The 24,069-nt window shown below is 47.4% G+C and carries 23 protein-coding genes, 4 pseudogenes and 1 riboswitch; of the genes and pseudogenes, 18 read left to right on the forward strand and 9 right to left on the reverse strand.

Translation table 11 applies throughout. The features are described from left to right. The 3 genes and pseudogenes from J7E26_RS12215 to J7E26_RS12225 all read right to left on the reverse strand — a co-directional run. Positions 1–222 (reverse strand): annotated as a pseudogene (locus J7E26_RS12215) (helix-turn-helix domain-containing protein); the annotation flags it as partial. 111 nt (positions 223–333) lie between these two features. Beyond that, positions 334–2,190, reverse strand: a complete 1,857-nt coding sequence (locus tag J7E26_RS12220) for an LTA synthase family protein (protein ID WP_214803115.1) — start codon at positions 2,188–2,190, stop codon at positions 334–336. A 52-nt stretch (positions 2,191–2,242) separates the two neighbouring features. After that, entirely contained in the window at positions 2,243–2,725 is a 483-nt protein-coding gene (locus J7E26_RS12225) for a metal-dependent hydrolase (RefSeq protein ID WP_214803117.1), read from the reverse strand. A 183-nt stretch (positions 2,726–2,908) separates the two neighbouring features. Here J7E26_RS12225 and sspJ point away from each other — a divergent pair, with 183 nt between their 5' ends. After that, a complete protein-coding gene (gene sspJ / locus J7E26_RS12230) occupies positions 2,909–3,049 on the forward strand; it encodes a small acid-soluble spore protein SspJ (RefSeq protein ID WP_061522295.1) in 141 nt (46 codons plus the stop codon). Between the two features lie 118 nt (positions 3,050–3,167). Next, positions 3,168–3,348, forward strand: a riboswitch (Lysine riboswitch). Between the two features lie 108 nt (positions 3,349–3,456). Next, a complete protein-coding gene (locus tag J7E26_RS12235; protein WP_214803118.1) occupies positions 3,457–4,869 on the forward strand; it encodes an amino acid permease in 1,413 nt (470 codons plus the stop codon). Between the two features lie 45 nt (positions 4,870–4,914). Here the strand turns inward: J7E26_RS12235 and J7E26_RS12240 are convergent. Beyond that, a pseudogene (locus J7E26_RS12240) lies at positions 4,915–5,350 on the reverse strand (class I SAM-dependent methyltransferase); the annotation flags it as partial. Between J7E26_RS12240 and J7E26_RS12245 the strand changes: the two are divergent. Next, positions 5,348–5,760, forward strand: a pseudogene (locus J7E26_RS12245) (class I SAM-dependent methyltransferase); the annotation flags it as partial. The pseudogenes J7E26_RS12240 and J7E26_RS12245 overlap by 3 nt on opposite strands. Before the next feature lie 204 nt (positions 5,761–5,964). Here J7E26_RS12245 and J7E26_RS12250 read toward each other — a convergent pair. Continuing rightward, positions 5,965–6,900 (reverse strand): iron-hydroxamate ABC transporter substrate-binding protein, encoded by a 936-nt coding sequence (locus tag J7E26_RS12250; protein WP_214803120.1) that lies wholly within the window; start codon positions 6,898–6,900, stop codon positions 5,965–5,967. 240 nt (positions 6,901–7,140) lie between these two features. Between J7E26_RS12250 and J7E26_RS12255 the strand changes: the two genes are divergently transcribed. Genes J7E26_RS12255 through J7E26_RS12265 form a run of 3 tightly spaced genes read left to right on the forward strand, consistent with a single transcriptional unit; the run spans position 7,141 to position 10,004 of the window. Continuing rightward, positions 7,141–8,178: a FecCD family ABC transporter permease gene (locus J7E26_RS12255; RefSeq protein WP_214803666.1), complete on the forward strand. Its 1,038-nt coding sequence runs from the start codon at positions 7,141–7,143 to the stop codon at positions 8,176–8,178. Beyond that, a complete protein-coding gene (locus tag J7E26_RS12260) occupies positions 8,178–9,182 on the forward strand; it encodes a FecCD family ABC transporter permease (protein ID WP_214803121.1) in 1,005 nt (334 codons plus the stop codon). The genes J7E26_RS12255 and J7E26_RS12260 overlap by 1 nt, the downstream gene beginning before the upstream one ends. 18 nt (positions 9,183–9,200) lie before the next feature. Then, complete coding sequence (locus J7E26_RS12265; RefSeq protein WP_214803122.1) at positions 9,201–10,004, forward strand: ABC transporter ATP-binding protein; 804 nt, start codon at positions 9,201–9,203, stop codon at positions 10,002–10,004. 33 nt (positions 10,005–10,037) lie between these two features. On the opposite strand, the gene J7E26_RS12270 is transcribed toward J7E26_RS12265, so the two are convergent. From J7E26_RS12270 to J7E26_RS12280, 3 genes are all read right to left on the reverse strand, one after another. Next, positions 10,038–10,460, reverse strand: a complete 423-nt coding sequence (locus J7E26_RS12270; protein ID WP_251034668.1) for a regulatory YrvL family protein — start codon at positions 10,458–10,460, stop codon at positions 10,038–10,040. 66 nt (positions 10,461–10,526) lie between these two features. Continuing rightward, entirely contained in the window at positions 10,527–11,687 is a 1,161-nt protein-coding gene (locus tag J7E26_RS12275) for an oxalate decarboxylase family bicupin (protein WP_214803124.1), read from the reverse strand. 119 nt (positions 11,688–11,806) lie between these two features. Next, positions 11,807–11,962: a YvrJ family protein gene (locus J7E26_RS12280; RefSeq protein ID WP_064485277.1), complete on the reverse strand. Its 156-nt coding sequence runs from the start codon at positions 11,960–11,962 to the stop codon at positions 11,807–11,809. A 243-nt stretch (positions 11,963–12,205) separates the two neighbouring features. Between J7E26_RS12280 and J7E26_RS12285 the strand changes: the two genes are divergently transcribed. The 5 genes from J7E26_RS12285 (at position 12,206) to J7E26_RS12305 (ending at position 16,547) form a co-directional block, all read left to right on the forward strand. Beyond that, entirely contained in the window at positions 12,206–12,742 is a 537-nt protein-coding gene (locus J7E26_RS12285) for a sigma-70 family RNA polymerase sigma factor (RefSeq protein ID WP_214803671.1), read from the forward strand. Next, entirely contained in the window at positions 12,739–12,975 is a 237-nt protein-coding gene (gene rsoA, locus J7E26_RS12290) for a sigma-O factor regulator RsoA (RefSeq protein WP_214803126.1), read from the forward strand. The genes J7E26_RS12285 and rsoA overlap by 4 nt, the downstream gene beginning before the upstream one ends. A gap of 171 nt (positions 12,976–13,146) precedes the next feature. Further along, a complete protein-coding gene (locus J7E26_RS12295; RefSeq protein WP_214803129.1) occupies positions 13,147–13,866 on the forward strand; it encodes a response regulator transcription factor in 720 nt (239 codons plus the stop codon). After that, entirely contained in the window at positions 13,863–15,605 is a 1,743-nt protein-coding gene (locus J7E26_RS12300) for a HAMP domain-containing sensor histidine kinase (protein WP_214803132.1), read from the forward strand. Before J7E26_RS12295 ends, J7E26_RS12300 begins: the two co-directional genes overlap by 4 nt. Before the next feature lie 63 nt (positions 15,606–15,668). Then, on the forward strand, positions 15,669–16,547 hold the full coding sequence (locus J7E26_RS12305) for an SMP-30/gluconolactonase/LRE family protein (RefSeq protein WP_214803134.1): 879 nt from the start codon (positions 15,669–15,671) through the stop codon (positions 16,545–16,547). A 59-nt stretch (positions 16,548–16,606) separates the two neighbouring features. Here J7E26_RS12305 and J7E26_RS12310 read toward each other — a convergent pair. Continuing rightward, positions 16,607–17,397: pseudogene (locus J7E26_RS12310) on the reverse strand (SDR family NAD(P)-dependent oxidoreductase). A 188-nt stretch (positions 17,398–17,585) separates the two neighbouring features. On the opposite strand from J7E26_RS12310, the gene J7E26_RS12315 reads away from it, so the two are divergent. From J7E26_RS12315 to liaH, 7 genes are all read left to right on the forward strand, one after another. Next, positions 17,586–18,530 carry an ABC transporter substrate-binding protein gene (locus J7E26_RS12315; RefSeq protein ID WP_214803139.1) on the forward strand — a complete coding sequence of 315 codons (945 nt, stop codon included), beginning with the start codon at positions 17,586–17,588 and terminating at the stop codon, positions 18,528–18,530. Beyond that, entirely contained in the window at positions 18,493–19,539 is a 1,047-nt protein-coding gene (locus J7E26_RS12320) for a FecCD family ABC transporter permease (protein ID WP_214803141.1), read from the forward strand. The genes J7E26_RS12315 and J7E26_RS12320 overlap by 38 nt, the downstream gene beginning before the upstream one ends. Next, a complete protein-coding gene (locus J7E26_RS12325; protein ID WP_214803144.1) occupies positions 19,536–20,765 on the forward strand; it encodes an ABC transporter ATP-binding protein in 1,230 nt (409 codons plus the stop codon). The genes J7E26_RS12320 and J7E26_RS12325 overlap by 4 nt, the downstream gene beginning before the upstream one ends. A 3-nt stretch (positions 20,766–20,768) precedes the next feature. Further along, on the forward strand, positions 20,769–21,338 hold the full coding sequence (locus J7E26_RS12330) for a cob(I)yrinic acid a,c-diamide adenosyltransferase (protein WP_214803146.1): 570 nt from the start codon (positions 20,769–20,771) through the stop codon (positions 21,336–21,338). Positions 21,339–21,500: 162 nt separating this feature from the next. Beyond that, a complete protein-coding gene (locus tag J7E26_RS12335; RefSeq protein ID WP_214803148.1) occupies positions 21,501–22,769 on the forward strand; it encodes an MFS transporter in 1,269 nt (422 codons plus the stop codon). A gap of 156 nt (positions 22,770–22,925) precedes the next feature. Continuing rightward, positions 22,926–23,306, forward strand: a complete 381-nt coding sequence (locus J7E26_RS12340) for a protein liaI (protein ID WP_214803150.1) — start codon at positions 22,926–22,928, stop codon at positions 23,304–23,306. A 14-nt stretch (positions 23,307–23,320) separates the two neighbouring features. Continuing rightward, entirely contained in the window at positions 23,321–23,998 is a 678-nt protein-coding gene (gene liaH / locus J7E26_RS12345; protein ID WP_214803154.1) for a stress responsive protein LiaH, read from the forward strand. Positions 23,999–24,069 lie beyond the last annotated feature (71 nt).

Below are 24,069 nucleotides of genomic sequence, written 5' to 3' on the forward strand. Positions count from 1 at the left end.
TTCATTTTCATATTCAGGCCCTTTTCCGAAGGAATACTGCTTGCCCACCGGCTGTTCAAAACGGTGGAGTTCGCCTGCTTTGTACCATTTCATCCATGTTTTAAGCTGCGTTTTGTTTCGGATGTTTAATTCTTTTAAGACTTCCTTCACCGGCACCCCGGCCAGCCGCATTTTGATGGCTTTCATTTTTACATCAGTTGGATAGCTTACTCTTTTGCCCATAGAAAAACACCTCCAAGTTGTTTACAGGTATTCCATACCCGCTTTTTAACTTAAAGGTGTTTTTTATTTGTCTCATTCTAGGGGGTCAGTCCCGGAAACGGAGGGATTTTTTTATTGTTTGTAAAACCGAAGCAAGTCGCCGTTCAATACTTTATCTGAAAGCATGAGCTCCTGTTCCGCTTTCTCTTTATCATGCCTGCACGCACGGTCTTCAGGGAGGGGTTCGCCTGTTTTGCGGCGGTAACACGTGTTTTTCGTATAAACATGATCCTTCGTGATAAAGCTGCCGTTTCTCAAAACGGCGAACGGCGCTCTTTCTTTAGAAAACAGATCATTGCCGAACTGAATGCTGCCTTTCGTTTCAATACCGAGAAGGTGCAATAAGGTCGGCTTCACATCAACCTGACCTCCCGCCGAAGAAATCGTTTCGGGCGCGCGGTCAGTCACTCCCGGTATATGAATGATAAACGGCACGCGCTGAAGCTGAACCGTGTCGTACGGAGTGATCTCCTCTTTTCCTAAAAACTCGGCGAGCCCTTTATTATGCGCTTCCGAGATGCCGTAATGATCTCCCATCAGGACGATCATCGCGTTGTCATACAGTCCTTCTTCTTTCAGCTTTTTGAAAAAATGCTTCAGGGCTTCATCCTCGTAGCGGACGGTCGTCACATAGCGGTTTAATAAGCTGCTGCTTGAGTCTGATTCATCAATGAGTTTATCGCGTTCCCCGATTTCAAACGGGAAGTGGTTGGTCAAAGTAAGTAAATTGCTGTAAAAGGGCTGAGGCAGTTTTTTTAATTTTGCCGCGGACTGCTCCAAAAACTCTTTGTCCTTTAACCCCCAGCCTGTGGACGTTTCCGGTGTTACCTTAAATTCATTCACGTCAAAAAAACGGTCAATTCCAAATGTCTGATACATCTCATCCCGGTTCCAAAAGGCCTTATTGTTGGCGTGAAACACGGCGGAATAGTAATCATGGTCTTTTAACGTATGGTACGTCGTATTGAACTGATGGCCGCTTTTTGTAAAAAAAACGGCGCCGCTTGAAGACGGATATAACGAATTGGCGGTGATAAATTCTGAGTCAGATGTTTTTCCTTGCTCGGTCTGCTGATAAAAATGGGTGAAATCAAAACTTTTTTTTCGCAGTTTATTCATAAACGGGGTAATCTCCTGTCCGTTTACCCGCTTATTCATGACGAAACTCTGCGTTGATTCGAGAGTGACAAAGATCACATTGCGCCCTTTTGCCAGCCCGAACTTCGTTTCAGACGGTTTGCTGTAATCCGCTTGGGTGTAATTCGCAACTGCTGCCAGACTGTCTTCGTCAGCAAACGCTTTTGCGCCGGCATAAAGGGTTTGCGAAACGGTATCATACAAATGAAAGTGGAACAGTCCGATTCCTTTCACAAGCGCTTCGCGGTCAAAGGGATGTGTGAACAGCTTCGGCTGCTCGGCTTCCGAGAGCGCAAGATTGCACAGAATCAGACCGGCCGAAACCCAGGCGTACGTCTTGACGGTGCGGATGCCCGCTTTTTCTCTGACGGACGCGTTCCTTTTCCCAAGATAAAAAAGAAGTGCAATATCTATAAACAAAGCGATATAAAGCGGGTGAAACAGCTCTTGGACACTGCTCCCCATATCGCCCATATTGCTGGCCTGAAACAAAACCGGAATGGTAATGAAATCAATGTAAAACCCGTAAAAAACCGTGTTTGCGATTAAAATCCCCGTCAAAATGACATTGGCGGCGAGCAAAAACATCCGCTGTTTGTTTTCTGTCAGCAAAAGCCCGATCCCAAACAGCGGCAGAATAAAGCTCAGCGGATTGATGAGAAGCAGGCATTCCTCCAGCAAGGAATTAATCTGCAATTCAAAGCCGAGTTTATAGACGAGATAGGTTTTTATCCACATAAACAGAATCGACAGGCATAAAAACCATTGTTTTCTTATGAAGGTTTCTTTCATATGTATGACTCCTCACCCTCGCAGCGCCGGTCATGATCCCGAACGCTTTCGTTTATGAGATGCGGCCGTGAAACAGTTCGTAAAAATAATAGCAGGATACAATCGTTAAGCCGGCCAGCACAAGCTGTTCCGAAAAACTTCCCGTCCTCATGTATAAAGGAAGCCGGAAGCGGATCGCTGACGGAAACAGCAGTTTAATTCCGTTAACCGTCCATGCGTCCAGCACCAGGTGGCTCGCCATCCCGATCATCAGCCCTGCCGAGACGCTTTCATTCGGAATGTATGCTGCCGTGATCAAAAACATAAGGAGCATAAACAGCAGGCTGTGTGTAAAGGTTCTGTGGCCGAATACCGTGCTCACGACTTTGGACAGTAAAGGCAGCGTTCTGCCGATTTTGCTTTTCGTGTGGCATATATCGGGAATTAACGCCCCTATGGCTCCTGATGCCGTCATAAGGACCGGATCAAATCCGTAATAATAAGCGATTGCCGAACAAGAAGCGATGCCTCCCATGATGTGTGTTTTTCCTGTCATTTTCGCTTCTCCTTTTTATTTTTGCCAAAATCCCCTGAATTACAAATATATCAAGAGAATGCATGTTTGAGCAACAAACTTTACCTGTTCCGCCAAAAGGAAGGAGCCGCGAATTTTCGCATATTATGCTGCGGAAAAAGCCACATTATAGGTGTACCCATTTTTCATAAAGAGGTGATACTGATGGCTTTCTTTAACAAAGAAAAAGGAAAAAACAACGATAAAGACAAAAACATCATGCAAGGCGCGCTTGACGACGCCGGTGCCGCTCTTAAAGACGATCCGCTTCAAGAAGCTGTTCAAAAGAAAAAAAACAACCGCTGACACATCAATCGGATAGGGCAAACGCTCTATCCGTTTTCCATCTAATTCCCTTTGACAGATCTTTTTATCTCTGATAACCTCTGATTAGAATTGAATGATAAAAATCCTCACTCTTTCTCGGTGAGGTAGAGGTTGCGCTTGATGATGAGTCGCACATGCCAGGCCGACAGGGGCCGCAAAACATGTGTTAAAGGCATCAGCGCCGAAGTGTAAAGAAAGCCGATCCTTCTTTATGCTGGGACTGTATCTGAATAAGTGCAGGACTGCCGCGTGCTTTTTCGCGGAGGGCTATCCGGAGATCAAGGGTGTGTGTTTCTTTAAGCATGGACTTTTGTTCAGGCTTTTTTTGTGCGTAAATGTGGTCTCAGGGTCTGGTCCTTACGAATGAATAATCTGGAGGTACTGGAATGGAACAGACGAAAAAATGGGGTTTTTGGTTATTAACGGCATTTGTCGTAGGAAATATGGTGGGTTCGGGCATTTTTTCGCTGCCGAGCTCGCTTGCAGCCATCGCGAGTCCGCTCGGCGCTGCATCCGCATGGCTCTTAACGGGAGCCGGCGTTTTAATGATTGCGCTTGTGTTCGGGCACTTATCGATACGCAAGCCTGAGCTGACGGCGGGTCCGCAAAGCTATGCAAGGTCGCTGTTTAATGATCCGAAAAAAGGCAACGCCGCCGGATTTACAATGGTCTGGGGGTACTGGGTAGCGAGCTGGATCAGCAACGTGGCAATCATCACAAGCCTTGCCGGGTATTTAACATCGTTTTTCCCAATCTTAACGGATAAGCGCGTTATGTTTTCGCTCGGCAGCCAAACAGTCACGCTCGGACAGCTTTTGACGTTTGCCGTATGTACGGTTTTATTGTGGGGTACTCATACGATTCTCGTTTCCAGCATTAACGGCGCGAGTAAGTTGAATTTCATAACGACGTTTTCAAAAGTGTTAGGATTTATCTTTTTTATCATTGCAGGTTTGTTTGTGTTTCAAACCTCGTTTTTTGATCATTTTTATTTTCCCGTTCAAAGCGCTTCTCATACAGTGGACGGAATCGGCGGCCAAATTCACAATGCGGCGATTTCAACATTATGGGCATTCGTGGGAATTGAATCGGCCGTTATTTTATCAGGCCGCGCGAGCTCACAGCGTGACGTCAAACGCGCGACCATTACCGGCTTGTTAATCGCGCTGAGCATCTATATCATCGTCACATTGATTACGATGGGCGTGCTTCCGCATGATAAGCTTGTCGGCTCTGAAAAACCGTTTGTTGACGTGCTGTACGCGATTGTCGGCAGCGCGGGGAGCATCATTATGGCGATTTTGGCCATCCTTTGTTTGTTCGGCACGATGCTCGGATGGATTCTGCTTGGCTCCGAGGTTCCGTATCAAGCGGCGAAATCAGGCGACTTTCCCGCTGTTTTTGCAAAAACAAATAAACAGGGCAGTCCGGTTGTTGCGCTTATCGTGACGAACGTGATGTCTCAAATCTTTATCTTTTCGGTCATTTCCCGGACGATTAGTGACGCGTTTACATTTTTGACGACGGCGGCGACGCTCGCGTATTTGATTCCATATCTTGTATCGGCCATCTACAGCCTGAAGCTCATATGGAAAGGTGAGACGTATGATCAGCTGAAGGGCTCAAGAGTGAGGGACGGCATTATCGCTATCCTCGCCTGCGTATACTCTATATACGTGATTGTGACCGGAACTGCCGATTTAACGACTTTTATTCTCGGCATCGGACTGTTTTTCGTCGGATTGATCATATATCCGTTTGTGTCAAAGAAATTTATCAAGGGCAAACAGACGGTATGAAAAAAAAGACACTTCACAGATGTGAGGTGTCTTTTTTGTGTAAGCTTATTTTTTTACAGCGTGAATATAATGAATCGTTTCAAATGCGGACAAATAATCCGTGCGATTGCGAAAGAAAAGGTCATGGATCGCAGCTGGTGATAAATGTTCATAAATGAGTAAACCTGCTGCTTCTAACATTTTCTCGATTTCATCATACGTAACACGACTTCATTGGCTCTCCGCCCGCTGCCGCCATTTGTACCATATGCTCAACTCTGTCAGACATCCCTTTTTCTTCAAAGAGTTTTTCATCCGCATAATCAAAAACGATAGAACTTCCTGAGGGGACTTGGGCAAATAAGTGTTTGAATAAGCGGGCAATGTCCTCTTTCGTAACATAATAAGAAACGCCCAAAAGGCTGAAAAAGGTTTTTTTGCAGCCAAAGCCATGATCGTTTAGCTGTTGAAAAGAAAACGGACTGGTGAAGTCCATCGGGATAGTCCCAAAATTTTTGACGACTTTATCGCACAGGATCTAATTTCCCAAAAAGAGTTTTCAGACATCAAAGCCATATGATGCAAGGTATACCATTTTTCAGCAAAGATTTTGCTCAACGGTTTCTGGATGATCCGGAAGAAATGCTGAAATGGATTACCCAAGTCCAGCTTTCTCCAACACCCTTAGCACGTGCCTCGTATTGCGAAAAAGTATTGCTTAACGAAGTGATGCTGGGAGCAGAGCAGTATGTCATACTCGGAGCCGGGTTAGATACGTTTTGTTTCCGGCATCCGGAATTGGAAAACAGCTTAGGCATTTTTGAAATTGATTACCCGGCTTCACAGGAAAGTAAAATAAAAAGGCTGGAAGGTGCTAATCTTCAAATTCCGAGCCATCTTCACTTTGTTCCCACAGTCAATACGGATAGGCCCGCCCGAAAGCTGATAGTAAGGATGTTACACTCGACTCATTTTGCTTCCCCCATATAAAAAATAAGATTCCCCCGCCCGGGAGAATCTTATTATACACGTTGAACCAAAAATGCAAATTTTGGCATAAATTTTTTTTTTGTTAAGATATTGCAGAAAAGAGCCGCTGTTTTAGCGGCTCCCCGGTTACTTTGTTAAACTTTTCGTCATGTAGTCAAGCTGGCCTTCAAGCGAGATCGGATCAGAGAAATAGAAGCCGATCGGGTCAATATGGTACACATGCTTTTGTTTTACGGCATCGAGGTTTGTCCAAATCGGACTGTCGAGCACGCCTGTGTCGCCGCCTGCCTGCCACGGTCCCATAAAGATGTAGTCTCCGGCGAAGTCAGGCAGTTTTTCAAGTGAAATGCTGGCATAGCCAGGTCCCTGATTAATGGCTTTTTCTTTCGTCAGCTTTGTAGCCTTGAGTCCCAGTTTGTCGTAAATGATGCTTCCGCCCCGGCCGAAGTCTTTGCCGAATACGTAAATATCTTTACCGTTTGTCTGCATAATGGAGATGGTTTTCGAGCCGACCGCTTTTTGAACCTTTGTTTTAGCGGCTGCGGTTTTTTTATCCCACTCGGCTAGCCATTTGCCGGCTTTATCTTCTGTGCCTGTCATTTTCGCAAACTCTTTGAACTGGTCAATATTGTTCAGTTTGTCATATTTGATGGCGACCGTCGGGGCGATTTTTTCAAGCTTTTCTATATCTGCGCCCTGTGTCGTCCAGACGACGATTAAATCCGGCTTTAAGTCAATGATTTTTTCAACGGAGGTGCCGTCGCCGATATTTGTAACACCTTTTGTTTTTCCTTTGTAGTAAGGGTTTTTAAATACGTTTTCCGGTGCGCCGACAACGTTGATGCCGAGCTGTTTAAAGTCGCCGTAGTAGCCGTCAGCCATGACGACAACCCGTTTCGGGTGCTTCGGTATTTTGATATTGCCGTTTTCGGCTTTATATGTGACGGTTTCTTCTTTTTTAGAAGAACCTTTCGTGTCTGATGAATTACCGCAAGCGGCCAAAGCGGTGATGAGCAGCACGGCAATGAGGGCGGTGCCGATCTTCTTGTATGTATGGAACATCTGACATTCCTTCTTTCATAGATTATGGGTGATAAAGAGAATCATTATCAGTGTGATTATATCATTGCCGTTTCAGAGAAGCACGCTATTTTTTATGAAATCTTTCTTTTTTATATGATTTTAGTCTATTACAAGGGAAGATAAAGATGCTATACTGAGAAAAGTTATTGATAATCATTATCACTATAGTCGTTGAGAAAGGAAGAACGAGTGTTGGGTCTATTGAAAAAGAAACAGACAATGACGGCTCAAGGAGCTTCAGGGACCGAAATTCAGTGGACGGCGCGTTCCTTCAGAGCGGTCATTTTGCTTTGCTCAGGTATCGCCGTCTTACTGATCGGCGGAGCTCTTTCCGTTTCTGTCGGTGCTGCTGATATTCATCTTCGAACGGTGTGGGATGCTCTTTTTCACTTTCAGCCGCAAAATACATCCCACCAGATCATACGTGATCTCAGGCTGCCGAGAACCGCTGCCGCCGCGCTCGTCGGGGCTTTTTTAGCTGTGTCCGGGGCTATTATGCAGGGACTGACGCGGAACCCGCTGGCGGAGCCTTCCATTATGGGAGTGACATCAGGGTCAGGGTTTGCGATCGCTTTGGCGTTTGCTTTTGTTCCGGCATTGTCCGCTGCCGGGCTTGTATTATGGTCCTTCGCCGGAGCGGGGATCGGGGCTCTTGCGGTTTTTGGCATCGGTATGTTTTCCAAAGGCGGGCTGACACCGGTGAAGCTAGCGCTGGCCGGTACGGCCGTCAGTTACTTTTTAACGGGGCTGTCAAGTGCGATTGCGATCCGTTTCGATGTTGCCCAAGATGTGAAGTTTTGGTATGCAGGCGGAGTCGCATCCGTGAAATGGCAGGGCGTTCAGCTGCTTTTGGTTGTCGGGGCCATCGGATTGGTGCTCGCATTTCTTATTGCGCGCTCAGTGACGGTGCTTAGTTTAGGGGAAGAGCTGGCTAAGGGGCTTGGGCAATATACAGCGCTTGTGAAAGTGATCGGAATGCTTGTCGTTGTCCTGTTAACGGGCGTTTCTGTCTCAGTCGCCGGAGCCATTTCCTTTATCGGCCTGGTCATTCCGCATATCACCCGTTTTTTGGTCGGGGTTGATTACAGGTGGATTATCCCTTGTTCAGCGGTTTTCGGCGCTGTACTGCTTGTATTCAGTGATATTGCCGCAAGACTCGTGAATGCGCCGTTTGAAACACCGGTCGGCGCTTTGACCGCCCTTATCGGCGTTCCCTTTTTCTTTTATTTGGCGCGCAGGGAAAGGAGAGGGCTGTAATGAAGACGAAAAAACCGCTGGCCGTCATGGCCGTTACGTTTCTTCTTATATTAATGGTCTTTTTTATCAGCTTAAACATGGGCGTCATCCGCATTGCTCCTTTAGAAACGCTTCGTGTCTTTTTCGGACAGGGAGACGCTCGTGACCAGCTTGTTTTATTTGAATTCAGATTGCCGCGCATGGTGCTGTCCTTATTGGTCGGCGCCGGAATTGCGGTATCAGGCGCGATTTTGCAAAGCGTTTCCCAAAATGATTTGGCAGAGCCGGGCATTCTCGGCATTAATGCCGGGGCTTCTCTGTCCGTTGTCCTTTTTATTTTCTTTTTCAAGGGGACTGCTGCTGATTTGAGCATGTTCAGCACGTGGCTGCTGCCGGTAAGTGCGTTGGCAGGAGCCTTTATCGCTGCGCTTCTTATATATGTGCTGGCCTGGAAAAAAGGAGTCTCGCCTGTTCGGCTCATTTTGGTCGGGATTGGCGTAAATGCGGGGTTTAACGCTCTATTGCTGATTTTTCAGCTGAAAATGGAGCCGCGAGACTTCATGCAGGCGCTGGTGTGGATTTCCGGCTCGATTTGGAACGCCAATTGGAAGATGGTGCTGTCCATTTTGCCGTGGCTTTTGTTTCTCCTGCCGTTCAGCCTGTATAAAGCCCGGTATTTAAATGTGCTCCAGCTTGGGGATCAACTGGCAACGGGGCTTGGAACAGCGGTTGAAAAGGAACGGCGCATTTTGCTGATTGCTGCCGTTGCGCTGGCTGCCTCATGTGTCGCTGCTGCTGGCGGGATCGCGTTTCTAGGCTTGATTGCGCCGCATTTGGCAAGAAGGCTGACAGGCCCGCGCCATCAAACGCTTATCCCCGTTTCGGCTTTAATCGGCGCGTTTTTATTTCTGCTGGCTGATACGCTGGCGAGAAATGTCCTCGCTCCGTCGGAGGTTCCGGTCGGCTTGGTGATTTCCGTGCTCGGGGCGCCGTATTTTATTTACTTGCTGATGAAAACGAAATAAAGGAGGGAGACTGCCGCGATGAATTCATTATTGGCAGAACAGCTCACTGTCGGCTATGGCGACCGTTTGATTGCGAAAGATTTGCAAATCGCCATACCAAAAGGAAAAATCACAACATTAATCGGTCCTAACGGCTGCGGAAAATCGACGGTTCTCAAAACGATGTCCAGAATCATGCGTCCGAAATCCGGCGCCGTCTATCTTAACGGACAGGCGATCATGCAAATGTCTGCGAAGGATATAGCGAAGGAAATGGCGATCCTTCCGCAGACGCCTGAAGCGCCGAGCGGGCTGACCGTATACGAACTTGTCTCCTACGGCAGGTTTCCGCATCAGTCCGGAATGGGGCGTCTGAGTGAAAAAGACCGCGATATGATCAAGTGGGCCCTTGAGGAGACGGGAATGGCCGCTTTTCACGACCGTCCGATCGAGGCGCTATCAGGAGGGCAGCGGCAGCGTGTGTGGATCGCCATGGCGCTTGCTCAAGAAACAGAGCTGCTTCTTCTCGATGAACCGACCACATATCTAGATCTTGCCCATCAGCTTGAAATTTTGCAGCTGCTGGATCAATTAAATAAAGAGCAGGGCCGCACCATTTTGATGGTCATTCATGATTTGAACCATGCCGCACGTTTTTCCCATTACATGATCGCGCTTAAAAAAGGGAGGGTCATTAAGGAAGGGACAGCGGAGGAAGTCATGACACCCGGTATTTTGGAAGAGGTCTTTCATATTGACGCGCAAATCGTCAAAGACCCGCGCACGAACAAACCCGTTTGCTTAACCTACGATTTAATCCAGCAAGAAAGCGTAACGATGTAACGCAAAAAAACGCAGCCATCCGGCCTGCGTTTTTTAGTGTGCCCGTGTGTTTTTATGGCCGGAAAAACATTTATCCAGACCGAAAAATACGGCGGCTACAATCAGCTCTTCCGTCGTGGACAGCCAAACATTCCCAATCAGCTCATCTGTCGTATAGGCGGTCATCCAGAGAAATAACAGCTGAACGGTGCTGGCTGAAAGGACAAAAGACAGCCTGCCCGTTTTAAAAAAAGTGAAGCTATGTATCATCAGCCGTTCAAACGGTTCAAAGCATAATCCGAGAATAATAAAAAGCACGGCAAAAAGCAGGACGTACGCAATTGACCCATAGCTCGTCCCCGCTAAAGAAAACACTGTCATCATTACGATAAAATAACCGAATAATACGGCTGCCGCTGCCGCCGCATATTGAAGCACCTGAAGAAAAAACTCTTTCGGGTTGTGTTGAGTGATCATCTGTTCAGCTCCTTTTCACACAGAGGAAACTTGCAGAGACGAACCTCTGCAAGTCAATTTGTGTCTTTATTTTTTCTTTTTCACAACAGGATGTTTTTCTTTTGAAAGGATATCCGTAAAGTCTTTGCCTAAATCAAGGTGCTGCTGAACGAATGTCTCAGGAAGCATGGCAAGCCATTGGTTCAGTGACACATCGGCATAGTGATCATCCTTAAAGATTTCTAAGAAAACAAGCGGCTCATCTCCAAGGTTCTCAACATAGTGGCCCATCGCGAATGGAACGTAACCGACATCGCCCGCCTGATAGTTAAAGGTCCTCGCATGCCCGTCAGAAGCAAACACCGTCATACGCGCTTTGCCGGAAATATAATATTGCCATTCGTGCGTATTCGGATGCCAGTGCAATTCTCTCATTGCGCCGGGTTCTACCACAACAAGCGCTGAAGCAATTGTTTTTGACACTTTGAAGTTTGTAGAATCGGCGATATATACTTTTCCGCCGTCTGTTTCCGCAGTCGGCCCTTCATCGAGGAGACGGTAGGTGAATGGGTAAGGCGGTTCGCCGTTCGGCCCTTCTGTAATGTCATCCTTCAGGCAGCCCGGAACCGGTTCTTCAAAGATATATTTCTCTTTCGCCGGAAGATTGGCAAGCTCCTTCTCCGTTACCCCGAAGTTATTCGCGATAACATCCAAAGGCGTATGGGCAAGCCAGTCTGTTAGTTGGAACGTACTGTTTTCAGAGAATGACCCGTCATCAAAGACAAGCAGGAATTCACAGCCTTCTTTAAGCCCCTGAATGGAGTGGGGAAGACCTGACGGGAAGTACCATAAATCCCCTTCCTTCACATCATCAATGAAGCTGCGGCCCAGTTCATCAACAATGGTAATCCGAGCTTTGCCTGTAATCATATAAGCCCATTCCGCTTCCTTATGCCAGTGCAGCTCGCGAATCGCGCCGGGTTTTAACCGCATGTTGACAGAAGCCAGGTTTTTTGAGATCGGCAGCTCGCGAACGGTTACCTCACGGGCGTAACCGCCTTTTTCTAACCGGTTGTGAACATCTGAGAAAGAGAATTTCATGTTGTCGACTGTACCGTGATCTGTTTCCGGCGGCACCAGCATATCAGGGTTTTGGCGGTCCCTTTCAAGGTTGCGGGGAATGGTGACTGTAGCCCCTTTGTCTCCTCTGATCGGCTGCGGGATATTGCAGTTGTTTTCTTTTGACATGTAAATCGTCTCCTCTCAAACTATGTTTTTTGCCAGAAAGAGAATGTGAAAGGCCTTTCGTTTTCCCTTCTGTTTAGTTAAGTGATGCGTTCCGATGAAAAGTCAACTTCGTTCGAAAATTAATTTTTCATCTTCTGGTCTTTCAGTTCCGTCATCAGCTCGATCAGGTGGTCAAACTTTTTCTCAAACCGGGTGAGAAGGTACATGGCAATAAGTGCAGGGAAACCGAGATTGCCGATTTGTCTCACAACTTCTTCTATAAAAACCTGATCCATTTCCAACCACCTCCTGACTTGATCAGCAGTCGTATATATAAGTGAAAGAAAGAACGGATATCGTAAACCTGAAAGCCGGGAGCGGTTCTTTTTTTGCTCCGAAAAAAAAACTGGGCCATAAGGGATAAGATACCTTAGTCGGAAAGGAGTAGTTTACTTTTTTTTGTTTTCTTTCATTTAATGTAATTAGGAGGCGGTTTTATGGACTATCAAGTTCTTTTACGGTCAAAATGCAAGGAAATTATGAAACACCCTATTGTCAAACATTTTTTGAGCGACCCGCAGCATTACGAGCAGTTCAAAAATGTGATGGAACACTCAAATGAGAAGGATGCAAAATCACTGGACGAAAACTTTAAGCAGTTTTATAAGGAAATCCGGATCATTAAATATATGAACTCTATGATCCGGATTTTCTCCATCGACTTTGACAAGCGCATCCGGAAAAACCAAAAGCGGTATCCGCTGACGGTTGATCAGCCGGAAGGGGGTGAGCCGCTTCCTTATGAAATGGGGAAAGATGCGTATGAAGAGTTTTTGCGGCAGCAGGGAGATTTGAGCCAGCATGTCCAAAACCGGGATTTGTACGAAGCGCTTCAAACATTAACAGATAAACAAAAAAGTGTATTAACGAACATTTACCTTCACGGGGCGACAATGAAGGAGATTGCCGAGTCGTTAGGCGAATCGCGGCAAAACATTTCCAATATTCACAAAAAGGGGCTGGACAATCTCAGAAAACAGCTGGACAAGCAAAAAAAGGGGGAAAAGAAGCAGTGAACGGGCCATTTGATTGCAACAAAGAGAAAACAGATATTGACGAAATGGAATACCTCATTTCACGTTTTTCACCAATGATAAAAAAAAAACTGAGCAATACTTCTTACCAGGAAAGAGAGGATTTGGAACAGGAACTGAAGATCAAGATATTTGAGAAAGCGGACATGCTGTTATGCCAGGAAGTACCGGGATTTTGGGAATTTATTCTTCATTTTATTAACGAAAACTCCTGAGGCGAACGGCGGCTTCAACTATATTCCGCCATCACATACGAGAAAAACGAGAGCAGCTGTCCGGTCTCGTTTTTCTTTTCTGTGCCCCGCATTACCTCCGCACTAAAAAAGTACCAAATTTCATCCATATAATGATATGATGAAAAAAAACAGAGAGAAAGGAACGTCAAAGTGGAAAATGCGTCAATTTTAATTGTAGACGATGAGAAGGCGATTGTTGATATGGTCAAACGCGTTCTCGTCAAAGAAGGCTACCATAACGTAAAGTCGTCCGGAAGCGCTGAGGAAGCCATCGAGCATGTCAAGCATGAAAACGTCGATCTGATCGTGCTGGATGTCATGATGGAAGGGATGACCGGTTTTGAAGCGTGCACGGAAATACGAGACTATACCGACGCTCCGATCTTTTTTCTGACTGCCCGGTCGTCTGACGCGGACAAGCTGTCAGGATTTGCATTGGGAGCAGATGATTATATAACGAAACCGTTTAACCCGCTCGAATTGGCGGCGCGCATCAGAGCGCACTTAAAGAGAACATATAAGCGGGAAGATGAAGAAGCGGGGAAGACGTATTCATACGATTATTTCTCATATTCGCCGCAAAACGCCGAGCTGATTGTCGGCGGCCAGCCCGTCAGCTGCTCCGCTCAGCTTCTGCAATTGCTGCAGTTTTTCTGCGAGCATCCCAATGTGGTGCTCTCAAAGGATCAAATCTATGAAAAAGTATGGGGTTACCCGTCCTACGGTGACAACAATACGGTCATGGTGCACATCCGCAAGCTCAGAGAAAAGATTGAGAAGGACCCAAGCAATCCAGATTATATCGTGACCGTGCGCGGCCTCGGATACCGGTTCATTCCTGATCAAGGAGAAAAAGGAACCCAATCATGAGGATGCGCGGAAAATTTCTGCTCCATTTTTTCGGGCAGCTCCTGCTTGTCATCCTGCTGATTACCGCCATGGCCATCGCTTCGTTTTTCTATTTGGATTGGCGCTTCAGTGAAGCCGAAGCCAACGCCGGTCTTACAAAAGCGACGGCTGACTCTTTTGAAGCATGGCTTGATAAAAATGAGGACGGGTCATGGGACGTCGATGAATTTTTAAAAATGTCGGTCAGAAAACAGCAAGGCTGGCTGCAAATTATTAATGACCAGGAGAAAACAGATTATGCTTACCGTGTGCCGAGAGATGTGCCGAGCCATTACAGCAGAAAAGAGCTCTTATCCATTTACCAGAACAAAAATTTTGACAACTATAAGCTGAACTATTGGACCGTCACGATTAATGATGAGACTTATTTAATTTTGTTCGGCTGGAAATCTGCCAGCGAACAGCTCCTCACATACATCGAGTCGCATGAACCGTCCCTTTCTTCGCTTTCTCAATACAAAAAAAGCACAAAAGATTTTATTAAACGGGAGAAAGGCGCGGTGTATCTTCTTGAGGTCAACGGCAGACTGCTCGGAGATATCAACAGCACGAAAAAAGAGCGGGAAAATATAAATGAGCTCGAACTTTTGAAATACAGTTCAAAGCCGTGGAATTATAAGCGGGAATTTTCCTTTAAAAGAATTAATAAAACAAAATGGATGGTCGCGACGGTTCCGAATCCCGTTTATATTCCCGATCATGAATTTAATAAATCATTTTTGAAAAATGTGCTGAAAACCCTGTTTCTGCTGATCGGAGTATTGGTTTTCATGATTTGCATGCTGACGATTTGGTATTCCTTCCGTTTCGGATGGCCGCTTTTTCACACGATCAGATGGCTCGTCAACTTATCGAAAGGCCGGCTTGAGGAGCCGCGCAACCGAAAAGGCCGCCCGGTCAGCAAAAACAAAAAAGGCAAAACAAAGCAGCCGTTCCGCTTTTTCTCCGAGATTTTCGAATCAATGGATCAGCTGACCGACACGCTGAAACGGGATAAGGAAAACAGGGAAAAAATTCAGACGACAAGGGAAGAATGGATCGCCGGTCTGTCCCATGATTTAAAAACGCCGCTCAGCACGATTTACGGCTACAGCATGATGCTGGAGTCAAAACAATACGACTGGACGCCGGAAGAAGTCAAAGAAATGGGGCAGATCGTCAGAGAAAAATCAGAATACATGTCTAAGCTGATTGAGGATTTAAACTTGACGTACCGGCTGAAGAACGCCGCTCTGCCGATCGAAAGAAGAATGATCAGCGTCGTTCCCTTTATCAGAAACGTTACGAATGATTTTACGAAGAATACATTTTCAGAAGGCTATGACATTACGTTTTCAACGAAAAATGAAGACATTCTTTTCGCGATTGACGAAGCGTGGTTCCGCCGCATCCTGGAGAATCTGCTGGCGAATGCGGTGAAGCATAATAAAAAAGGAACGGCCATTCAGGTCGTGCTTGAGGAATCAGCCGAACAGCTCATTCTGAAGGTCAAGGATAACGGCAGAGGGATGGACGAAGAAACCATCCATCAGCTGTTTAACCGCTATTACCGCGGAACGAATACGAAGGGTCCGTCAGAAGGCACGGGACTCGGGCTTGCGATTGCCAAGGAGCTCGTTCATCTCCATAACGGAACCATCCATGTCAACAGCAGAATCAACGCGGGAACGGTAATTACGATTCTTTTTAAAAAAGATTAAGTTTGGACGCCGCTTTGTCGGGAATAACAATAAGAGAACGACGAGCAAATGAGGTGTTTAAACGTGGAAGCAGCATTACAAGCAGATACGAGAGCAGTTATCGGAGAAGGCCCTTTATGGGACAAGGAGAAAGAATGCCTGTACTGGGTGGATATTTTGGGCAGCCAGCTCCATATGTTCACCCCGGCTGACGGTATAAACCGTTCCGTTAAATTTAAATCGTTTGTGACGGCGCTTGCTTTGTATTCAAAGGAAGAATTGGTCATGACGATGAAGGACGGGTTTTATCTTTATCATCTTCAGGAAGATACATTGACAAAAATGAAGCGGCCGAAGGACATGCGGGACGGCATCCGCTTCAATGACGCGAAATGTGACCCGTCCGGAAGGCTTTGGGCGGGAACGACGAGTATGGAAGGAAAGGAGGAGGAGGCTTCGCTGTATCGGTTTAACACGGATGGCAGCCTTGTGAAAATCAAGGATCAAGTCTCCACCTCCAACGGATTGGACTGGGATCGGAATCGAAACCTGATGTACTATATCGATACTCCGACACAGGAAATCGTCTGCTACACATACGATCCTGAAACCGGGGACGTATCAAATCCCAAAACCGTCTATCGATTTCCGGAATCGGACGGGTCTCCTGACGGGATGACCATTGACCAAAACGGGATGCTGTGGGTGGCTTTATTCGGAGGCGGACGGGCCGTTCAGATTGATCCATTTCAGCATAAAGAAATCGCGTCAATTGACGTTCCCGCAAAGTACGTCACCTGCTGTGCATTCGGAGGCAAAGAGCTGAAAACGTTGTATATTACGACCGCGACGGAAAAAATGACGGAAGCCGAGAGACTCGAACAGCCGCACGCGGGCGGCCTGTTTTCCATCGAGCTTGAGACGGGGGGCTGGGAGCCGGTCCCTTTTGCAGGCGTTGTATAAAAAAAGCCCGGGCACATCTGAGGGGACTGCCCCCCCTTGTGCCGGGCTTTTTTGTGCGGTTAAATGGAGCGGATAATGCCGCCTTCGACCCTTTGTGCGGTGCCGTTAATGGCAGAAGCCGCCTCAGACGCGAGAAATACAATCGTATTGGCTACTTCCTCAGGAGTCGCGTAACGCTGAATGAGCGATGTCGGCTCGTTCACTTTGAAATAATCTTTGACAAAGGTATCCGTATCTTCACCGGCAGCTTTTGCGGCCCCTTCCATGTATGAAGCGACGCCCTCGGTCCAAGTGGGTCCGGCAGCACGGAGTTGACGGTGACTTTTGTGCCTTTTGTCATTTCCGCCATTCCTCGGGATAAACTGATCAAGGCTGTTTTAGTCATTGAATATGGAATCATTTGCGCAAGCGGTTTGACACCCGCTTCACTGGAAATGTTCAAAATCCGCCCGCTGTTTCTCTCAAGCATTTGCGGCAGATAGCGGCGGCACAGGCGGACGGCGCTCATAACATTCACCTCGAAATACCGGCTCCATTCTCCATCTGTTACCTCGGCAAAGTCCTTCACTTCGAAAAAGCCGAGGTTATTCACGAGAATATCCGTTTCTCCGATACGGCTGACCTGTTCTATCAGCTCGTCGGCCTCCTCTTGGCGTGATAAATCGGCGGCAATGCCGTGAACCGTACCGTATGGGGAAAGCTCTTCAACCGTCCGCTCAACGGTGTCTTTTTTTCTCCCGTTCACAATCACTGAGGCTCCTTCGGCTAAAAAGCTTTTCGCGGCGGCTTTTCCGATGCCTGAAGTTGACCCTGTAATGAGAACGAGCTTCTGTTCAAGCTGTAATTGCATGATGATCCTCCCTTTTGCACGATAATGTAACAGTATACTCGATGAATTTTAGTGTTTACGAACAATCTGCTTTCATGCAAAAAGGACTGATATACAAGCTTGACAGACATATAGTATAATTACTGCGAAAAAAGGATACGAATGTCAAAGGGACAAATCGTTTATCACAAGCAGGGGGAGTATAAAGAATGAAAAAAATCACCGCAATCTGGACGGCGCTGCTTGTCACCGCGATCCTGATAGCCGGCTGTTCCGGCGGCCGCGAAGAAGGGAGCCGGACAAAACAAAAGGCCGTCTCAACCGAGGCATTCCCGGTTACCATCAAGGATGCCGCAAATGAAAAAGTAACCATTCACAAGGAACCGAAAAAAATCGTTTCGCTGATGCCGAGCAATACCGAAATTACATACGCTCTGGGGCTTGGAGATAAGGTCGTCGGCGTCACGACAAATGATACATATCCAAAGGAAACAAAAAAAATCGCGAAAGTCGGAGATATGAATATTAACGCCGAGAAGGTGATCGCGCTGAAACCTGATCTCGTTCTGGCACACGCGTCATCCATGTCGGCTTCGGCTGATGCGATGAAGCAATTAAAAGATGCGGGAATCACCGTCCTGACGGTCAATGACGCGCAATCATTCCAAGAAGTGTACAAGTCTATCAATATGATCGGAAAAGCGGCCGGCAAAGAGAAGCAAGCAGACCGCTTAGTCGGAAAAATGAAATCGGACCTTTCTGCCATAGAAAAAAAGGCGGATTCCATTTCTGAAAAAGATGAAAAGAAAGTATTTGTCGAGGTGTCTCCTGACGGCTACACGACGGGCAAAGGCACGTTTATGAACGAAATGCTTGAGGATATACACGCGAAAAACGCCGCCGGCGGACAAAGCGGATGGGTGCAGCTGACGGATGAAGCGATTGTGAAACTGAATCCTGATGTGATCATTACGACGGACGGCGTAAAAGCCGCTGAAGTGGAAAAACGCGCCGGCTGGGGTGCCGTCAATGCGGTGAAAGACCATCATGTATATTCTATTGATCCTGACCTTGTCACACGCTCAGGCCCGCGCCTTGCAGAAGGGGTCGAGAAACTTGCAGAAAGCGTTTATCCTGACACGTTTAAAAAATAACCGCGCACTGGCTTATACGATAAGCCTTTTGTTTTTAGCCATCTGTATGATGCTCGGCATCTCTATCGGGAGCCTGCGTATTCCCGTATCCGATGTCGTTATGATTGCAATCGGCCGGACGTCTTCTGTTGATCCTATGTATACTAATATTATGATGAATATCCGTTTGCCGAGAGTCGTTCTGGCGGCTCTTGTCGGAGCAGCGCTTTCGATCGCGGGGGCGGCTTTTCAGGGGCTTCTGAAAAATCCGCTCGCCGATCCGTATACGCTCGGTGTTTCCTCAGGCGCCTCCGCGGGAGCTGTCATGACCTTGTTTTTCGGTATTCAGATTCCCTTCTTCGGACGCTTTACACTGCCGGTTATCAGTGTCGCCGCAGCCCTTGCGGCCATGGCGGCGGTGCTGTTTTTCAGCCGGCTCGTCCATGCGTCCATGTCTGTTTCAACGCTCATTTTGACCGGTATTATCATGAATTCATTTTTAGGCGCCCTCATTTCTCTTGTGATCGCCTTAACGGGAAATGATCTGCTGCCGATCGTCCGCTGGCTGTTAGGCAGCGTGTCGATGAGGGGCTGGGGCTATATCGCGCTGTTTCTGCCTTTTTTTCTGGCCGGGACGGCGCTTTTGCTCATCAACGGGAGAGAATTAAACGTCATGACCTATGGGGATGAAAAGGCGAAGCTCTTGGGCGTCAGTGTCCAGAGAAGAAAATTGCTCATGATCATTGCAGGTTCTCTGCTGACGGGAGGAGCCGTGGCCGTATCGGGAACCATCGGATTTGTCGGTCTTGTCATTCCTCATGTGACACGGCTTCTATGGGGAACGGACCACCGCCATTTGCTGCCGCTGTCTGCATTGACGGGCGGCGGTTTTCTCATCCTGGCAGACTTGTTTTCCCGGACCGTGATTGAACCGGTCGAATTGCCGATCGGCATTATGACGGCCTTGGCGGGAGCGCCCGTATTCGCACTGATTCTGCTTCGTCAGCATCATGGAGGGAAACGCTTATGATAGAGGTTAACAGCCTGACCGGAGGATACGGGGAGCGGCTGATCGTGAAGGATGTCAATTTTACGGCTGAAAAGGGTGAATTCCTGGGCATCCTCGGCCCGAACGGCTCCGGAAAAACAACGCTCATGAAATTGCTGACAGGAATGATGGCTCCGGCAAAAGGGAATGTGCTTCTCTGCGGCAGGCCCGTCGGCGCATATAAGCCGAGGGAGCTTGCGAAAATCATGGCCGTTTTGCCGCAGCATACAGAACAAGCCTTTACATTTACCGTGAAAGAAACGGTGTCCTTCGGCAGATATCCCTTTCAAAAAGGGCTATTCAGACAGACGAATCTAAAAGATGAAGAAATCGTTCAGGAAGCGATGGAAATGGCGGGCATCGCTCAATATGCGCATCACCCCGTCCAGCATCTGAGCGGCGGAGAACGGCAGCGTGTCTATTTGGCTCAAGCCTTGGCCCAGCAGCCGGATATTTTATGCCTTGACGAGCCGACGACATTTCTCGACCTCAAATATCAAAAAGACCTGCTCGATATCGTAAAGCGGCTGACGAGAGAAAAAGGGCTTACGGCAGTCAGTATTTTTCACGATCTTAATGCCGCAAGCCAATACTGTGATTATCTGCTAATGATGAAAGAAGGCTGCGCTTATCCGAAACAACCGCCGGAGCAAGCCTTGGCGAAACAGAAAATCGAAGACATATACGGCACAAACGTCAGCGCTTTTCATCAGGAAACGTCGCCTAAACCGCTTATCGCGATTGTGCCGGAGGATGGGGATGAAAAAGGGCCGGTTTCCGTTCCCTTTTCATCTCTTATAAACAAAAGAGGCAATACTGTGACGCTCCATACAGACCGGCCGCTGAGATTATTGTCAACGGCGGCTGACGGCACAGGTTTCTCATGGAGCCGCCGGCTTGTCAGCGCATGCGGCGACAAAGAGAACGATTATGTTTGCCGCACGTTTGACTCGGTATGCATTGCCGTGACAGCGCATCACAGCCTTTGGGTGCTGGTCAGCGGCTCTTTATCTGATCAAGCGTTTGCAAGGCTTTTAATGGCGGCGAGTGAAGCGAGAACGCAAGCCCTTTTCGGCAAACAAGCAAAAGGCGATATCATCATTGCCGCTTCGCAAACCGGACATGAACCGGATGTCAGCCATGCGGAGCAGATCATCCGCCGCGGCGTGAAACATTGCGTAAAAGCAGCGGAAGAAGGAGGGATATAGTCCATGAGACTGTATACGAAAACAGGCGATAAAGGACAAACGAGCCTAATCGGCAAAAGAGCGGACAAAGACTGTCTCCGGGTCGAAAGCTACGGGACGATTGATGAGCTGAACAGCTTTGTCGGGCTCGCGCTCGCGGAGCTTTCCGGCTGCACGGACTGCGGCGATCTGGAAGCCGAGCTGCAAAACATTCAGCATGAGCTGTTTGACTGCGGCGGCGACTTGGCGACGGTTACCGAACATAAGGAATATAAACTGAAAGATGAATCAGTTTCCTTTTTAGAAACCTGCATTGACCGTTACACGGCTGAGGCGCCGCCGCTTGAGAAATTTATTCTGCCTGGCGGGCACAAGGCGGCTGCGCAGCTGCATATCGCGCGGACCATCACGAGGCGGGCGGAACGGATCGTGGTAAAACTGAGAAAAACTGAAAACATAAATGAAGCGGTGCTGCGTTACTTGAACCGCCTGTCAGATTATTTCTTTGCTGCCGCGAGAGCGGTAAACGCAAGACAAGAAGTTAATGATATCGAGTATGAAAGAAGCGCCGCCGTATTCCGAGACGATAAATAAGTTTTTCACAGCCGGTAAATTCGCCCTGCCGGCTGTTTTTTTATTTATCGCTCAATTGATCCCCTATTGCCCATAGGAAAATGTATCTTATGAATTATTGACTGAAAAATGAAACAATGAGATATTATAAGAAACATTGTAAAAAAATGGGGGATTTGATAGATGGATACATATAATAAGAGCGAGAGCATCTGGCATAAAAATTTCACCTTTCTATTTATCTCCAGGCTTATCAAATTGTCCGGAGACGGCTTTGCCTTTAATTCAATTCTTTGGTTTCTGATTTTTGACGGGGAAGGCGCGATCGGCACAGCGCTTTTAATTGCCGTTACATTTCTTCCGGAGGCGATGCTGGCGCCGATTACCGGGCCATTTATGAAGCAGCATACGCTGAAATTCTGGATGTACTTCTCTGATATCACACGCGCTGCGGTCGTCTTAATCATTCCGATCTGTTATTTCAACGGATTCTCGCCCTTATGGTTTGTCATGCTTCTGATGATTGTCCATTCGGCGACTGGAGCTGCCTATAATCCCGCCTCTATTTCCTTAATCCCCAATATTGTCGGAGAAAACAGCCTGCAGAAAGCGAATGCGGTTATTCAGTCATCCGGCCAGATTGTGAGGCTTGCCGCGATTACGTTAAGCGGGGTGTTTTTAACCTTCATCAGTCCCGTCTATTCCATGTTTATTGCACTTATATTCTATCTTCTATCAGGTTTTCTCGTTCTTTTTATTACATATCAAGTGAAGCAGGCAAAAACAGAGGCTGTCGCCGTTAAACAGCGGGGGACCTATTTTGGCAGGCTCAAACGGGGATTCACCCTTGTCAGAAAGCACCAGATTTTGTTTCCGCTTGCGATTTACTGTATTTTCATGAATTTTGCGGCCGCTCCGTGGGAAGCGCTCTCGGCTGTATATGTCTCAGAAGAATTAAACATGCCGCCGCTTGTTTTCTCTCTTCTGAAGGCAACGGGCACCGGAGGAGCGTTTTTAATGGGATTTATTTTGGCTAAGGTGAAGGTGAACAAATACGGGCTCTTATTTGTATCGGCGGGGATCATTGAAGGCGCCGCGTTTTTCATCACCGGCATAAACACGTTTTTGCCGCTTGTATTCTTCGCCGCCTTTGCGTTCGGTTCTGCGGTCAGCGCCATCAACGTGCCGGAATATACCATTATCCAGACCTCTGTCGATCACGATGATCAGCCGCAAGTCTACGCGGTCATTCATATGATCTCTAATATCTCCATCCCGCTCGGCGCCGTCCTCTGCGGATATGCCGCAAATGCTTTCGGTTCCGGTAAAGTCATCGCGGCGGGCGGTTTGGTTGAAGTGCTTTCGGGAATCGGCATCTTGCTCTTTACGAAGCTGGCGAAAGCGGAACGCTCTGATTTAATCAGAGAAAAAGAAGAGAGCATCCGAATATAACATAATAAAAAAAACGCCGTCTAAAGCGGCGTTTTTTTATTTGGGGTCCGGGGTCTTATACGACTCCGGTCTGACATGAAAATCAATCTCTGACTCGTTTTGCCGGCGATCCGTTTTGTTTATAGTAAAGACAAGGAAAACGAAAGGAGGATATACATGAATATAAATGTAAAAACTGCAGGCGGTTTTCTGCTTATCGTGTTTGGACTTTCCGTCTTTTTCGGAGGAGGCCATTTCGCTTTTATCATCCCGCTTGTTATCGGCGGCCTCTTACTGTATTGGGGAATCAAACGCTTTTCAAAAGGCAGCGCCGTAACAGGTATAATCGCCGGAGTATTCGGAGCGATGATTCTCGTCTCTTCTCTTCCGTTTATCGTTGCGATCGGTCTGGCGGGAGCCATGGTGTACTTTGGCTGGAAAATGATGAAGCAGGGCAGCTCATCCGCTGACGTCCGCTCATACGAGCCGGAAACGGCATCTCCCGGCTATCAATCTAATTTTGATTCGGAATGGGAAGAATTTTTGAAGAAAAAATAAGGAGGAATAAAAAAATGGTCTTAAAAAGAATAAGAGATATGTTCGTCGCATCTGTTAACGAAGGGTTGGATAAATTAGAAAATCCGAAGGTTATGCTGAATCAATATGTGCGTGATATGGAGAGTGACATCGCAAAGGCAAAACAAACGATTGTCAAACAGCACACGATCGTCCATCAGTTTAAGAAAAAGCAAGAAGATGCTCACGAAACGGCGGCTAAGCGGAAAAACCAAGCCCAGCTCGCTTTTGATGCCGGTGAGGAAGAGCTTGCGAAAAAAGCTCTGACCGAAATGAAATACCTGGAGGGGAAAGCGGCTGAACATGCAGAGGCCTATGAACAGGCGAAAACACAGCTGGCCGAGCTGAAGGAACAGCTTGATACGCTTGAAACGCGCCTTCGTGATGTTAAGGATAAAAAACAGGCGCTCATCGCCCGCGCCAATGCGGCAAAAGCGAAAGAGCATATGAACGCATCTTTCGATAAGATTGATAATGAGAGCGCCTACAGGGAGTTTCTAAGGGTTGAAAACCGCATTGAAGAAATGGAAGTCCGCGTAAAATACGGAAATTCAGCAGAGGCAAATACAGAATACAGCCGCTCGCAATATTCGGACGAGGTAGAGGCAGAGCTTGAAAAGATGCGCTCGCTGTCCTTGAAAAAAACAGATCAGCCGACAGCTGTCAGTGAATAATGTGCAAAAGGGAAGATCGGCGTGTAAAGCCTCTTCCCTATATGCACGTATCAATTAACCGGCTTTTCCTT

This window comes from Bacillus sp. ISL-51 (assembly GCF_018613535.1).
Lineage (GTDB): Bacteria > Bacillota > Bacilli > Bacillales > Bacillaceae > Bacillus.

Bases quoted from the DNA above. Each gene is read 5' to 3' on its own strand.
- J7E26_RS12235 (WP_214803118.1), top strand. From the start codon at position 3,457: ATGGAACAGACGAAAAAATGGGGTTTTTGGTTATTAACGGCATTTGTC.
- J7E26_RS12275 (WP_214803124.1), bottom strand. From the start codon at position 11,687: ATGTCAAAAGAAAACAACTGCAATATCCCGCAGCCGATCAGAGGAGAC.
- J7E26_RS12270 (WP_251034668.1), bottom strand. From the start codon at position 10,460: ATGATCACTCAACACAACCCGAAAGAGTTTTTTCTTCAGGTGCTTCAA.
- sspJ (WP_061522295.1), top strand. From the start codon at position 2,909: ATGGCTTTCTTTAACAAAGAAAAAGGAAAAAACAACGATAAAGACAAA.
- J7E26_RS12330 (WP_214803146.1), top strand. From the start codon at position 20,769: ATGAGACTGTATACGAAAACAGGCGATAAAGGACAAACGAGCCTAATC.
- J7E26_RS12265 (WP_214803122.1), top strand. From the start codon at position 9,201: ATGAATTCATTATTGGCAGAACAGCTCACTGTCGGCTATGGCGACCGT.
- J7E26_RS12300 (WP_214803132.1), top strand. From the start codon at position 13,863: ATGAGGATGCGCGGAAAATTTCTGCTCCATTTTTTCGGGCAGCTCCTG.
- J7E26_RS12220 (WP_214803115.1), bottom strand. From the start codon at position 2,190: ATGAAAGAAACCTTCATAAGAAAACAATGGTTTTTATGCCTGTCGATT.
- J7E26_RS12255 (WP_214803666.1), top strand. From the start codon at position 7,141: ATGACGGCTCAAGGAGCTTCAGGGACCGAAATTCAGTGGACGGCGCGT.
- J7E26_RS12340 (WP_214803150.1), top strand. From the start codon at position 22,926: ATGAATATAAATGTAAAAACTGCAGGCGGTTTTCTGCTTATCGTGTTT.
- J7E26_RS12325 (WP_214803144.1), top strand. From the start codon at position 19,536: ATGATAGAGGTTAACAGCCTGACCGGAGGATACGGGGAGCGGCTGATC.
- J7E26_RS12285 (WP_214803671.1), top strand. From the start codon at position 12,206: ATGAAACACCCTATTGTCAAACATTTTTTGAGCGACCCGCAGCATTAC.
- J7E26_RS12315 (WP_214803139.1), top strand. From the start codon at position 17,586: ATGAAAAAAATCACCGCAATCTGGACGGCGCTGCTTGTCACCGCGATC.
- J7E26_RS12250 (WP_214803120.1), bottom strand. From the start codon at position 6,900: ATGTTCCATACATACAAGAAGATCGGCACCGCCCTCATTGCCGTGCTG.
- J7E26_RS12280 (WP_064485277.1), bottom strand. From the start codon at position 11,962: ATGGATCAGGTTTTTATAGAAGAAGTTGTGAGACAAATCGGCAATCTC.
- liaH (WP_214803154.1), top strand. From the start codon at position 23,321: ATGGTCTTAAAAAGAATAAGAGATATGTTCGTCGCATCTGTTAACGAA.
- J7E26_RS12225 (WP_214803117.1), bottom strand. From the start codon at position 2,725: ATGACAGGAAAAACACACATCATGGGAGGCATCGCTTCTTGTTCGGCA.
- J7E26_RS12260 (WP_214803121.1), top strand. From the start codon at position 8,178: ATGAAGACGAAAAAACCGCTGGCCGTCATGGCCGTTACGTTTCTTCTT.
- J7E26_RS12335 (WP_214803148.1), top strand. From the start codon at position 21,501: ATGGATACATATAATAAGAGCGAGAGCATCTGGCATAAAAATTTCACC.